A 14,494-nucleotide genomic window follows, 5' to 3' on the forward strand; every position below is an offset into this window, starting at 1 on the left:
AATTACCAAAAATTAAACCAGTATGGACGCATATTGCTATTGATGCCAATTTGAAGCCAGATTATACCATCAAAAGTACCATTCTGTTGATGCCCATACCACCATGGTAAAATAAAAACCGAAATTCCTGACGCAGGGTTGAGCATATAGTTTAATTTGAATTTTATGCTCAAGGTTCTTTCCGTTTGGTCATTTACTGAATCACCCATAGCAATGAGAAATGAACGTTCACGCATGTTCTGTTGAACTCCATTTCCTTCTAGTATAAGACTCCAACGCCCATACAAAATATAACCAGACAGGGTCAGCTGTTTAAATCTTCTTCCTAATGGATGACCTAGTGGAAAATCCATGTGATGCCAGCTTGTCCACTTATGAGCTGAAGTATAAGCAAGCCCGTTGGCTTGAGTATACTCGATCGACGTATGAATTGCTGTTTTACCTTTATCTCGAAATGAAAAACTTCCACCTACCTGCACTACAACTCCTCTACCCTCTTGAGTAAATAAATATGAATTATACAATCTATAATGGGAGAATTTCAATTGCCATCCAAATCCTGTCAATTTACCATACATCGAATCACTTGCCAGCAACTGCCTAACCCAAGGCGAAGGTAATAAGTAAACGTATTTCAAACCTTTAGAACTCAATTCATGGGGCGGCAAAACTATACTTTCAAACAAAAACATATCCATCAACGAGAACGGTGAAAAACGTATGTGATTATAAGAAAACCATTTTTTTTGAAAAGCGTTTCTACCTGTGTACACAGGAACTGACATGGCTCCACTAAAATCGGGATTGTATAGTGTTCCCACCCCATAATGCCAATGCCAACGTCTATAACGGGTAATGATTCCTACCTGAGGATAAGGCATGGACGTAGAATTTAACCACAAATTATAATATCCAGGAGACAAATCCATCTTGTCGTAAGCTACATAAAACGAAATGTCTTTACGAAGACGAACCAGACATCGACTATATGCTACTCCAAAATCATATCCATTTTCCTTAAACGGTTTATATTGAACTGCACCTGGAATAACTTTTACAGAATCGAGCCAATTTTTGATAAAAATTGGAAAAGTCGCTTGAGTTTCATAAAATTCAGATTGAACAAGTATCTTATCATCATAGTTAGCAAACAGCTTAGCTCCTCTCGTATTTTGATAATAACTACCCTTCTTATCAAAACTCAAACGCAAATCAAAAACAGGATCAACGAAGAAAATCAAATTTGTATCAACATATGTAATAAAATGTTCCAAAAAAAGTTTTCTTTTAATCCAGCTTGTTTTATGCCTGATGATGAGTAAACTATCGAACTCATGAAATGAATTTTCAACTTTTATATCGTCAAATTCAGAAATCTTCCATGCCATGGATTGGGAAGTAATAATAAGCCATTCTAGTAAAATGGCACCAACGAAAACTACTTTCTTCGAGTGGAATCCACTTTTATTTTTAGCCATTGTTCGGGTGATGTAGGTGTTTCCTTTTTAAAATCGACTAACCATTTCCCTCCGTCGTACACCATATCAAGAGATTTGACCTCCCCTTGATTGACAGTGTAGAAACATGTGGCCCGACTACGATTGGTTTTGCTAATTTCGCAGCGAACTATTTTTACTTGTCCAGCTACGATATTGGTTCTCTTGTCTTCTGGAAGCATGTAAACAAGTGTTCGCATAAGTCTCAATGCAGTCTTCGTATTTTCCGTTCCATAAGCTGCAGCTCCTTCAAAATTCAATTGTTGCATATTTGTCAGAAATTGATAAGCAACATATGCAGGAGTTCCTCTTTTTTTGGGGTTACTAATATTGTTCCAACAAGCAAATAAAATAGCGATCAGTAACAGAAAAAAAAGCCAAAATTTTATCTTTCTCCTCATTTAAATAGACCGTAATTATTTTCAAAATTAAAGTAAAAATCTAACATGTATCATTTTGAAAGTTTATTTTTGTTCATAGGATAATTTTGCAAGACCATGTTAAAATCATTATATTTGAAAAATTATATTCTTATAGAAGAAACATTTATTCCTTTTTATGAAGGTTTAACAATTCTAACTGGCGAGACCGGATCAGGCAAATCTATTTTACTTGATGCTCTTAAACTTCTACTGGGACATCGTGCAGATCCATCCGTCATTAGAGACACCTCACAAAAATGCATCATCGAAGGGGTTTTTAGTAATCTACCTAACGAAATCTATCAAATATTGAAGGAAAACGATATTGATTTGCAGGATGAGCTAATTATTCGACGGGAAATCAAATATAATGGCACTTCAAGAGCTTTCATTAACGATACACCTGCTAATTTAAGTCTTCTCAAAGAAATTGGTGAGCATCTCATCGATATACATTCTCAACATCAAACTCTTTTTCTATCGCACCCTGAATTTCAAATTCGTTTACTGGATTCCATAGCCAATCAAACCGATGTATTAAATGAATACCAGAGTCAATATCAATTATGGATCAAGCTAAAGCGAGAATTAAACGATCTTATCAATAATTCTTCTAAACAAGACGAAGATGTGGATTATATTGCTTTTCTACTTGATGAACTTGTCAAGGCCAAACTTAGTACGGAAGAATTCAAAGAACTTGAGCACAATATACAATTGCTCGAGCAAAGCGAAAACATCCGTAATATTCTTGAAGAAATAAAATACGGATTAAGCGAAAAAGATCAAAGCGTATTAACTTTTTTTAAAAACACTATTCACGCATTAGAACAAATCTCAAATTTTTTCCCCTCTTTTAACGACGATATTCAAAGGCTTCGCAGTATAGAAATAGAATTAAAAGAATTTAATTATACCATCCATAAAATTTTAGATAAAATTCATTCTAATCCAGACCAGCTTGAATCACTACAACAACGAATGCACGAATATCAACGACTTTTATTCAAACACAAAAAAAATACGGTGGAAGAACTATTTTCTTTGAAAAACGAACTAGAAATTAAATTAAAACAAGCAGAAGAAAAGCAGATTAAAATTGAAAACCTTCAAAAACAAATCGACCAACTCTATCAAACACTTCTTAAATATGCAAGCCAACTTTCGCAAAAGAGAATGAAAGTATGCGAACAAGTAGAAAAAAACATCATTAAAACACTTCAACATTTAGGGATGACAAGAGCTAACTTTTCCATTCAAATAAAACCAGCAAAAAATATTGATCGCTATGGAATGGATGAAGTGGTTTTTTTGTTCGATGCAAATGGAACAGGCAAATTGGAACCACTAAGTGAAGTTGCTTCTGGTGGTGAGATTTCTCGACTCATGCTTGCATTGAAAGCACACATATTGAACAATTCTTTGATGCCTACTATTTTTTTTGATGAAATAGATACAGGAGTTTCAGGAGAAATAGCAGCGAAGGTAGGCGATATGCTACAATCAATATCAAAACACCATCAACTATTCGTCATCACCCACTTACCTCAAGTGGCTTCAAGAGGAGACAAGCATATTGAAGTCATCAAAAAAGAAGATTCTAACGGCAGTATTTCCGAATTCATTTACGTCGAGGGTGAAAAGCGAGTTGAAGCTTTAGCCCGCTTACTAGCTAACAAAGGAATATCGAAAAAAACAATGGAAATGGCACGAGAACTATTAAATATGTAAAAGTATGGGATACGGTTTACTTGAAGGCAAAAAGGGCATCATATTTGGTGCCTTGGACGAAAATAGTATAGCATGGCATGTGGCCTTGCAAGTTTTCGAAGAAGGTGGTCGATTCGTTCTGAGCAATCATGATATTGCTCTTCGCAAAGGAGATATTTATCGACTTGCCGAGCAAACTCAGTCAATAATCATAGCAGCTGATGTTACTTCCCTTGATGATATTGAAAACTTATTCGATGAAACATTGAAGTATTTTGGCACTGGTTTGGATTTTATCTTACACGCTGTGGGTATGTCGCCCAATGTAAGGAAAAATATCCCCTACCCAGAACTTAATTACGAATATTTCATGAAAACTATCGATATCTCTGCTTTATCCCTTCATAAAATTCTTTCGGTAGCTTATAAGAAAGATGCTCTTCAGGAATATGCTTCAGTTGTTACATTAAGTTACCTTGGGGCCCAACGTCATTTTTCAAGTTACAGCGACATGTCTCAAGCAAAAGCTATGCTCGAAAGTATCGTCCGTAGCTTTGGATATCACTATGGCATCAAGAAAAAAGTCAGAATCAATAGTGTTAGTCAATCGCCCACTAAGACCACTGCTGGCAAAGGTGTCAAAGGATTTGATGCATTTTATTCTTTAAGTAATTGCATGTCTCCTATTGGAAATGCTACAGCAGAGGATTGTGCAAAATTTTGCGTCCTTTTATTTAGTGATTATGCACGAAAAATCACGATGCAAAACATTTTCCACGATGGCGGATTTAGTTCTATGGGCATTTCCGACCGCCTCATGAGTAAATGCTTTTCATGTATCGATTATTGCGAAGAAAACAATCATTAATTAATTTGAACTATCCTCATGTAAGAGCCATTCATTACAACAGTTGCATTAGCATTGGCCGTGCCTTGAGCCCATTGAACAGTAAGAGCACCGCCTACCCCGCTAGTATTGACAATAGCAACCAGTCGAACAATACGAACTGATGCTATGCTTGCTATATGAGGAAAAGCAGTAGTGGCAGTATTGAAAACCCGCGGACTACCATTATCTCTTATAATCTCACTTGACCAGTTTGCAGTAGCTCCGGCCGGCATGTTTACCTGAACTCGTATGCCTTGAGTAGTTGCACCTATCGTATTAACTATCATATACACTTCTATCAAATATCTTTGGTTGGGTGCAAGATTATAAGTCAAATGATCATCATTTTGCAAGACGGTTGAATTTACAATACTTTCATCAGTAGGTTTTACGACAACATCAGAAAAAACTCTCCTGTCTAGCCAAGAAAGATTCCCACTAAGATCAGACTGAAGAAGTGAATGCATAGGTTGAATAGTAGGTGTTAAGCTGCCAGGCAAAACATATTGAATATTATTTGATTGCATACCAGCAGTGATAGAAGTAACATAATTTCCAGAGCTTGAAGGAACGGCAAGAATAATTTGCCCTGGCGTGTTATTATTATTGCTTAAATACAAATTACCATTATGAATTTGAAGCCTCTCAATAGGTGTTGAAGTATTAATTCCTACGTGGCCAGCAGAAGTTAACCTCATCCGTTCAATATTATTGGTTCTTATCGAAAAATCATTAGGATCGGTTGTCCCCAAAAATTGTGTAGCTGGATTAGTGTTGGCATTACCACCTATTAACCACATATCAGCATTATTAGGTCTAATTTCTGCAAATTTTGTCCATTGAGGTGATGCCGATGTGCCGAAATTGTAATAAAATCCCTTTGGCAATCCAGCAGAACCATTATGGTAAATCAAAAGACCGGGTGCTGGGTTGCTAATGGTGGAAGCATCATTTGTTGAACTTAAGTCTACGCGGGGAATAAGCAGACCTTTATTGGTAAACTGAATCTCAAGACCAGCACTGGGATCAGGCACAAAAATGTTTTCTCCAATCCCTATACTTTGCGAAAAAATTTCCAAGGAAAGGCAACAAAAAAGAAATAAAATTAATGCTTTCATAGTAAGTAAAATTATGATAAACAAATATACAAAAATAATTATAAAAAAACTTTTAAAATGATTAAAATTTTATTATCTTAAAAGGTAAACAGAACCATTTATATAGTGTAGTAAGCCATCCATATCTTTGAATCTGAGTCGATAAACATAAAAGCCGGAAGGAGCTTTTTGACCATCAGATAGCTTTCCATTCCATCCTTTTTGAACATCAGTAGATTGGAATATCATCTTACCCCAACGATCATAAATTTGTAAGAGATAGTCTTCGTTTTTGATGTTGTGACCAATCGGTCTAAATTCATCATTGATATTGTCTCCATCAGGTGTAAATGCACTCGGCATGAAAATAGTATAAATATCTTTAACGTATATGATTTGCTCAGCTGTGTCTTTGCAACCATGTTCAGTAGTTACATAAAGCGTAACCAAGTACGATCCTGTGTCACTAAAATGATGTACGGCATGAGTTTCAAAGGAAACAGATCCATCACTAAAATGCCATTCACTTTGGAATGTGTTGGTACTTTGATTAAAGAAAGTAACGACATTGTTTGCAAGATCAGGATATCGTGGAAAAGGTTCAAAAAGAGCTATAGGCTTTTCATAAACGGTAATCATATCCGGAAAACGCATAGAATCTACACATCCATAAATGGAAGTCACAACGATAAAAACATCATATTTCCCCGGCTTAGTGTAAATAAAGAATGGGTTTTTGTCAAGGCTAAAATGCTCACCTTCATCAAGATCCCAAAAATAAGTCTGTCCCTCATCGGGTGACGTTTCTTGAAACTGTACCTCAAGTGGTTGACAACCAACCGTAGGATTTGCAACGACATTGATGGTTGGTAAGGGATGTAATTCTATGAGTGTATAAGAGACCACCGTATCACATCCCACTTGATCAGTGATAGTACATGTATATGTACCAGCTGGTAGATTATTGATTTGAGGTGAATTTAAATTAGGAGGTGACCAAAGATAAGAATAAGGAGGAGCGCCACCTGTAACTATCAAATGAATATATCCGTCACTACCTCCTACACAAGTGATATGCTTAATATTCGTATCTACAGCAAGCGGTGGGTACATATAAAAAATTTCGGCAGAATCTATTACAAAGCATCCATTTCGATCAGTGACAGTAACATAATACCAACCTGGGGAAAGTTGATCAATGTACGAATTGGTATTGTTCGTATTATTATCGATATACCCATTTGACCATTGGTAAGTATAAGGTGGAACCCCACCTGTAATAAAGACGGTTATTTTACCTGTCGAGTCGCCATAACACTTAATTTGCTCAACGTCCATGTGATCAATGGCCAAGGCAGGACAGTTTGTTCTCATCGTAAACGATGGCATTAACGTATCATGAAATCCTGCAAGTTCCCATGTGTTGTTATACCATGTAATTGGAATAAAACCTAAAGGCCAAGTATGACTAAAGAGCGGCCCAATATGAATGACTAAATCCTCAGGAAAATTCCGTACTGCAGGCAATGTTTGAGATGAAAAACATAACCTTTCAGTTGATGAGGTAATGGTTGTGTCCTGAGGCAAGTCCAAACAAATAGGTGGAACTTCAAATTCAGGCATGCTTTTGAAAAAAGGAATGTTAATCCAAAACTCTAATGCTGAGATAGTAAAATCAAAACTGATACTGTCCCACGTGTGATTAGTAAAATCATTATTCAAAGAATAAGCAGGTTGAATGTCCATTTGACTCACACCATGACATGGCCATTTAAAGTACAAATTGTGGCACGCTTTATATTTTATTTGATTGGAAACACCAGAGCCAACTATCTGATTTCCATTATGTGGATCCGCCACAAAATAATCCACGGGTTGAGGAAAATGGAGGGTATTCCAGATTGTTGGTTTAAAAGAGAAATCCTGCTGCATAGTACTCATAATGGTAAAATAGGCTGAAAATAAGCTATATTGAATTTCAACCCCCATGATATTGATGCTTCCATTCAGATTAGCAAGAAACTGTTGAATAGCAGGCCCAGTTGGAGGAGGAATAAGGGTGGCAATGGAACTCAGCAGTTGTATGACATCAATTTCCAAATTCACCCACGTACAATCGCCAGCAGCGTAAAGATTTTTTTCACACGGACCTGCATTTTCCAACCAATCTTCCGTTTCTACATAAGGAATGGTGATACTACCTGTTAAACCAATAGCAGGTACCGTAAATGTAATGGGAAGAAAATTGTTATGACAAATGGTGAAAGGAGGAAATCCAAGAGGATTGACACATGGATAAGAAAACACCCCAGTGATGGTATTCAACTCCACAATAGGAATGGTATCCCTAGGAACATTAAGAGTAAGTACATTGAAATCAGTACAAGTAAAAACACAAATAGTAGCATCCATATCCATAGAAAAGCCAAAATCAAGATACAAACCTATAACACCAGCCGAGGGAAAATGCGTATCCAAATACCAACCAGGTCTGACAGAATATGAGGATTTAATTTCAACCGTATCACCGGGACAAAATGTATTGTCGTTAGGAACTTCAAGATTGACTTGAACAGGATAACCCACATCTACATATCCTGTTGTAAAACCAGAAATGACAAAATCAGAACCAAGATGAAACCATGCATCAACATCAAATTCAGCTCCGAACTGACCACCAAAAATATTTTGAATGTCTCCGAAAGTAAAAGAATCGTCGTAATCAACACTGAACAAATTGATGTTCATGTTAATATTCCACGGATTTCCATTGGGCCCCCACATGTTTTGATTGGTGGTTTCCCAATCAATCTGATGAGAAATAATATGAGTCTGCGAAAAACTAATTATTGAAACTACACTAGCAAAAAAATATAAAAACCATCGTTTTGTCATACCAGCTTAAAAATTAACGGTTAACAAACTCTCTTTTAATACATGAAATAAAACTTTCTTCGCAACTATTGGATAATTAGCTATGACTATGACAGTCTTTTTAAGATCACCAGTTATTAACATCAATCGTTCAAATTCCATAGTATAATCCCCTGATTTTAAAGTAAAACCAAGTAGAAAAAGATCGGCTGGCTTTCCTTCATTGGTTAGCAGTTCAGTATGATCTTTCAAGACAACTTGTTGATTTGAAAGTGCTTCTTTTGTCATCCCTTTCACTACATAGGGATATAAGACATCGGGAATGATCTTAATTTCAATCGTGGAACCAGATCCACGATGAATAAAACCCACTTGTTTTTCAGTAAAAAAAGGCTGAAAATATGCAGGAGGAATAAGACTTATATTCAAGCTGTCGAAATGAAATGGCTCATTGATAAGATGATATGATGTATCGACCCAAATCTTCGGAACTTCCTGGGCTTTTAAACCAATAGCAAAGAGAATCAGAACAAATTTAAAACGCATCCCCTTTTTTACTCGCTATTTTGACCAAAATTATGAAAAAAAGTTTAATGCAAAAAAACTTAATTTTGATGAATAAAAAAAACTTCATTTTGATGAATGAAAAAAAATCATTAGTATTCATTTTTATTTTGTTCATAGCATATTTGTCATTAAAGGCAGATACTATCCCACGAAATGACGATCCCATTCAAGCATGGGGAGATATACATTTTTACGGTTTTTACGAATTTCGTCACAAAGCAAAACCACACCAGGGATTCGGATTATCAACAGGAATCATTGGTTTGAAAAAAAGCATTACAAACTTCGACTGGCAAATAAACGGAATCATCATGTACGATGTAACCAAGACCACACGGCTCGAATACACTGATAGTTCAGGGATTAATTCTTACGTTGAAGGAAGCCATTATACTGCCTATCTAAAAATGGCTGAAATACGATTATCTCCGATTGAAAGAAAATGGCATTTTTCCTTTGGTCAACTCTTAGGAGATCAATATCTCTCTTTTCAAGATAATAAGTGGGGCAAAAGGTACCTCATGACCACAATGCAAGAATTTTATAAGCTTGGAAATCCTGCAGACTTTGGTGTACGCTTAGGCTTACGTTCAAAAAACGACAAATGGTATTTTAGTTTATCGGTTTTGAATGGTGATGGACCATTTCGCCAACAAGACACATCTTCTTCTTTGTTAACCAGTTTTATGACAGTCTATGAAACTCAAACATCCGAAAAAAAATTATGGTCATTTAAAGCTTATGTCGATTACCAGCCTATTTCTTCAACAAATGAACACCGAATGGCTTTCAATCTTTTTATTCAATATGAAGATATCTTAAAGCGCGTGGGAGTTGATTTTGTTCATATCATGCAATCACCACATTTCACTGTAAAACCTTCTGTTCAAATGCTTAGTGCTTATTTGATACACCGAACCATTTTACCAACAATTTTGTTCGTTTTGCGAAATGACATATTTCTTAAATATCTTTCTCCCACCATCGAATCTCAATATCTTGTAGGATTAGAATGGTCTCCCATCCGCAACATAAAAATATCTTTTAGCTTTCGCAGAAACACATTGCTCAATCAGAATTTTGCATTTATTCATACGGGTCTTAGGTTCTAACTTCTCCAAAAAAATATTATCTTTGAAAAAAAATGAAACGCTATCTGTATTTGTTTTTTGCCATATGCATGCTTTCGATGCATGCTTTTGCCCAGCAAAAAAAGTTTTTCTTTACTCAGGGCGAAATCAACAATATTGAAGTCAACTCTATTTCTGATTATTCGTTCGAAGCCACTTTTCGCCTAGCAAATTTTGAATTAAGCTCCGTTACTGTTAATCAACGTTCATTTACACTCCTTTCCGCGGATGGTTTTACGTTAAGCTATGATGTAGGGAAACCCATGCTTCCCACTTTTAATAAACTTATTGAAATTCCTGGTAATGCTTCTTTTTACATTGAAATAGTAGAACATCAATTTCAGGAATTCAACTTAAACGACTCAGGATTTACTGGAAAACTTTTCCCCTCTCAACCATCGTGGTGCAAATGCACTTCCCCGGATGAAAGAATTTTTGCCTATGACTCACTCTTCTATCAAAAAGACGAATGGTTCTCATATCCTTTAATTCATGTGGAAGATGAAGGATTCGTACGAGGTGTAAACATCGGAACACTGATAATTTCTCCATTTCAATATAACCCTAAAAGAAATTCTTTACGAATAACCACTTCTATTCAATTTATTGTGCATTTTGAAATTTCTTCAACTGAACTCCAACAGTACAGCGAAAGAAAAAACAATCTATACAGTCCTGCATGGAAAGGATATTTTAAAGAACTCATTAACTATGATGATAAATCAATGAACAAGGATGTGATATCGAAATATCCTATCAAATTTGTCATTGTAGCTGATAGAATGTTCCAATCTGCTTTGCAACCTTTTATTCAATGGAAAAAAGAAAAGGGATTTACAGTGATTGAAGCTTACACAGACATGCCTTCAGTTGGAAATACTGCTACGAGCATTAAAAATTATCTTCAAAATCTATATAACGCAGGCAATTCGAACGACCCTGCTCCTACTTATGTGCTTCTAGTAGGAGATGTCGAACAAATCCCCAATTTTAGTAGTCAATCTTCTGGCACCCATGTAACCGATCTTTATTTTGCTTGTTATGATGGTTCTTCTGATTATCTTCCAGATGTCTATTATGGAAGATTTAGCGCACAAAACGTTAACCAACTTATCCCTCAAATTGAAAAAACTTTGATGTATGAAAAATACACTCTTCCATCAAAAAATTATCTCGACACAGTCGTCATGGTGGCAGGTGTAGATGCAACCTATTCACAAGTATATGCTAACGGACAAATCAACTATGGAACAACCTACTACTTTGAACCTGGTCACGGGATATATTCTCATACTTACTTATACCCTACCAGTAATCAGCCGTGGGTTGATGCTGATATGGTAAACAAAATTGGGAAAGGAGTTGGGTTTGCTAATTATACTGCTCATTGTAGTTCAAGTGGATGGGCAGATCCGGTTTTTTCATCATCGCAGGTTGCCTCGCTACCTCAAAATTACAAGTTTGGTTTGCTTGTTGGAAACTGTTGTCAGTCCAATAAATTTGAAGAAAATTCCTGTTTTGGTGAAACTCTTCTTCGTGCTCAGGGAAAAGGAGCCGTGGGTTATATAGGAGCATCAGATTACAGCTACTGGGATGAAGACTACTTTTGGGCTGTCGGCTATACAACCAACATTGTAGAATACCCCACATACAATGGAACGGGATTGGGAGCTTATGATCGGACTTTCCATGATCATGGAGAGCCTTATAACGAATGGTTTGTAACAAATGGCCAAATGATCATGGCCGGTAATTTAGCAGTTCAAGCCTCCAATTCAACACGAAAAAAATATTACTGGGAGATTTATCATCTCATGGGAGATCCTTCTGTCATGACTTATTATTCCAAACCCGAATCTTTATATGTATCATATGCTACCCCCATCATGATTGATCAAAGTCAACTGACTGTACAAACAGAACCTTATACGTTAGTTGCTATCTCTCAAAATGGAATTTTGCTTGATAGTAAGTATTCGCTACATCAAAACACAGTAACTCTTACTTTTTCACCCCTATCTACTAACGATTCTGTCTTAATCGTGGCTACTAAGCAAAACAAAATCCCTTACATAAAAAAAGAACCAGTTCAAGAAATTCTTTTTAACCTTGACGCCAAACTTCATTCCATTATTGAACCTCACTCTTATTATCCATGTTTTAATCAGGCTATTACACCCAAGGTTGTTATTCAAAATAAAGGTATTTCTACTCTCAACCAACTCACCATTTCGTACACCATTGATGGTGTTCCATATCAAAATTATGTATGGACAGGAAGTTTACAAAGCCAACAAAAGGACACAGTTTTCCTTTCACCATTCACTCTTCAACAAAATAGTCATGAAGTCTGTTTCTATGTGAGCTCACCTAATAATGGAACTGATCAGAATTTATCCAACGACACCATATGTGTGGAATATTTTGCTGAAAATGCAACAATAGTTGCCGATTTTACTTACAATCCTAACTCTATTTGCTATAGTCCAGCTACCATTCAATTTACCAATCAAAGTCTGCACGCCTTTGAATATGTATGGGATTTTGGTGATGGGCAAATTTCCCATGATCCCAACCCAACACATATTTATCAACTTCCAGGAGATTATAACGTAACACTTACAGCTTCGGCAAGTGTATGTGGACAAGACCAAAAAACCCTTGAAATCATTATCGGTGCAAGTAACCCAATTGTCAATGATACGGCTCACTGTGGCCCCACTTCTTTTGTTCTTACTGCAAATGGTTCGAATCTTATTTGGTACGATTCAACATTGACAAACATATTAGCTGAAGGAGACACTTTTGTAACCCCTTTGCTAACCACTTCAACCACATACTACGTCCTAAATCAAAATATTTATAATTACACAGGAGGTAAACCTGACAATAGTGGACCAGGTGGGTACTACACGAGCACTAACGAGCACTGCCTCATCTTCAATTGCTATGAACCTGTAACACTTAAAACCGTGAAGGTTTATGCTGGATCTAGTGGTAATCGAACCATCAAACTGAAAGATAGTCAAGGAAATACCCTTACATCCACCACAGTAAATATTCCGTCCGGCGAACAAATTATCACGTTGAATATGAATATTCCCGTGGGTAATAACTTGCAGCTTTGTGGACCTGCTGCTCCAAATCTTTACCGAAATGGTTCAACCACTGGTCCTGATTTACCTTATCCATACCAAATCGACAGTGTTATTTCAATTATAAGGAGCACTGCTTCAAATTATGAACTTAAATACTATTATTATTTTTATAACTGGAATGTTGAAAAAATTTGTTCCAGTAATTTCGTTCCTATACACGTCAATATTGATTATTCTCCTGAACCATCTTTTACCTATGAGGTTCATGGTGATACGGTAATATTTACGAATACCAGTATTGGCAATGGCCAATACACATGGCATTTCGGTGACGGAACTTCATCCAATGAAATTAGCCCTGTCCATGTGTATTCTTCCTACGGAGTCTACACTGTTACGTTGATTCAGCAGAACAGTTGTGGTATTGATAGTATCTCCATGGATGTGATAATTTACAGCGGCATTTCTAACTTTAATCCTAACATTCCTTGTATTATCTACCCTAATCCTGTTTCGGATCAACTTCATATTTACTTTCAAAACAGCATCAATGGTTTAATACTTATCAGAGACTTGACAGGAAAAATTATCTATCTTTCTACTATTGAACAAAAGCATATGACCATTCCTGTCAATTCATGGAATGAAGGATTGTATTTAATTCACGTTCAATCTGAAAACTCTGCTATTATACCATTTACTAAAATTAGTCAACGATGATACTTATCGATCAAGAACTTTTGCAAACCATTTCAACGCAAGCAAAGCAATCGGCTGAGAAAAAGTACCATTATGTTCTTTCAGATAAGGCAAGTAACCGTATTTATCAAGCTCTTATCGGCTTTGAACCAGGAGCATACATAGCACCACACAAACATCCTGACAATGTTATTTCTGAAACATTGATTCTTTTGAGAGGTGAAGCCATTCTAATAGTTTTTTCAGAAAACGGACAAATTGAAAATAAACACCTCCTTTCTCAAGAAAATAATGTTTTTGGACTTGTGGTTAATCCTCAAAAGTTTCACACTATTATCCCTCTAAAGGTGAGTACTGTTCTTATGGAGATAAAAGAACGCAAAGATATCAGTGATAATGACGAAAGAATTCATGCTTCATGGGCTCCACTTTCAACTGAAAAAGATAAAGTTAAGCAATGGCTAGAAAACCTATTGCATCACCTAAATATTATTTTTCCAGAGATTTACTGA

Annotated in this window: 10 protein-coding genes; 5 read left to right on the plus strand and 5 right to left on the minus strand. The window is 36.1% G+C overall.

Features of this window, described 5'->3' with window-relative positions; all coding sequences use genetic code 11:
- Positions 1-2: 2 nt before the first annotated feature.
- Complete coding sequence (locus tag N2Z72_03845; protein MCX7696812.1) at positions 3-1,478, minus strand: hypothetical protein; 1,476 nt, start codon at positions 1,476-1,478, stop codon at positions 3-5.
- Positions 1,439-1,897, minus strand: a complete 459-nt coding sequence (locus N2Z72_03850) for a hypothetical protein (protein ID MCX7696813.1) — start codon at positions 1,895-1,897, stop codon at positions 1,439-1,441. Before N2Z72_03850 ends, N2Z72_03845 begins: the two co-directional genes overlap by 40 nt.
- Before the next feature lie 96 nt (positions 1,898-1,993).
- Between N2Z72_03850 and recN the strand changes: the two genes are divergently transcribed.
- On the plus strand, positions 1,994-3,649 hold the full coding sequence (gene recN, locus N2Z72_03855) for a DNA repair protein RecN (protein ID MCX7696814.1): 1,656 nt from the start codon (positions 1,994-1,996) through the stop codon (positions 3,647-3,649).
- A gap of 4 nt (positions 3,650-3,653) precedes the next feature.
- The gene (locus tag N2Z72_03860; protein ID MCX7696815.1) at positions 3,654-4,496 is read left to right on the plus strand and encodes an SDR family oxidoreductase; all 843 of its coding nucleotides are present in this window, start codon (positions 3,654-3,656) and stop codon (positions 4,494-4,496) included.
- Here the strand turns inward: N2Z72_03860 and N2Z72_03865 are convergent.
- The 3 genes from N2Z72_03865 to N2Z72_03875 all read right to left on the minus strand — a co-directional run bounded on the left by N2Z72_03865 (position 4,493) and on the right by N2Z72_03875 (position 9,034).
- The gene (locus N2Z72_03865) at positions 4,493-5,635 is read right to left on the minus strand and encodes a hypothetical protein (protein ID MCX7696816.1); all 1,143 of its coding nucleotides are present in this window, start codon (positions 5,633-5,635) and stop codon (positions 4,493-4,495) included. The genes N2Z72_03860 and N2Z72_03865 overlap by 4 nt on opposite strands.
- A gap of 72 nt (positions 5,636-5,707) precedes the next feature.
- On the minus strand, positions 5,708-8,509 hold the full coding sequence (locus tag N2Z72_03870) for a gliding motility-associated C-terminal domain-containing protein (GenBank protein ID MCX7696817.1): 2,802 nt from the start codon (positions 8,507-8,509) through the stop codon (positions 5,708-5,710).
- A gap of 6 nt (positions 8,510-8,515) precedes the next feature.
- A complete protein-coding gene (locus tag N2Z72_03875) occupies positions 8,516-9,034 on the minus strand; it encodes a hypothetical protein (GenBank protein ID MCX7696818.1) in 519 nt (172 codons plus the stop codon).
- 92 nt (positions 9,035-9,126) lie between these two features.
- Here N2Z72_03875 and N2Z72_03880 point away from each other — a divergent pair, with 92 nt between their 5' ends.
- From N2Z72_03880 to N2Z72_03890, 3 genes are read left to right on the plus strand one after another with little or no spacing between them, the layout of a single operon-like run.
- Positions 9,127-10,167, plus strand: a complete 1,041-nt coding sequence (locus N2Z72_03880) for a hypothetical protein (protein MCX7696819.1) — start codon at positions 9,127-9,129, stop codon at positions 10,165-10,167.
- A gap of 32 nt (positions 10,168-10,199) precedes the next feature.
- Positions 10,200-14,003: a C25 family cysteine peptidase gene (locus tag N2Z72_03885; GenBank protein MCX7696820.1), complete on the plus strand. Its 3,804-nt coding sequence runs from the start codon at positions 10,200-10,202 to the stop codon at positions 14,001-14,003.
- Positions 14,000-14,494, plus strand: a complete 495-nt coding sequence (locus N2Z72_03890) for a WbuC family cupin fold metalloprotein (protein ID MCX7696821.1) — start codon at positions 14,000-14,002, stop codon at positions 14,492-14,494. Before N2Z72_03885 ends, N2Z72_03890 begins: the two co-directional genes overlap by 4 nt.

The sequence above is a fragment of the Bacteroidales bacterium genome, assembly GCA_026418905.1.
Taxonomy (GTDB): Bacteria; Bacteroidota; Bacteroidia; order Bacteroidales; family DTU049; genus JAOAAK01.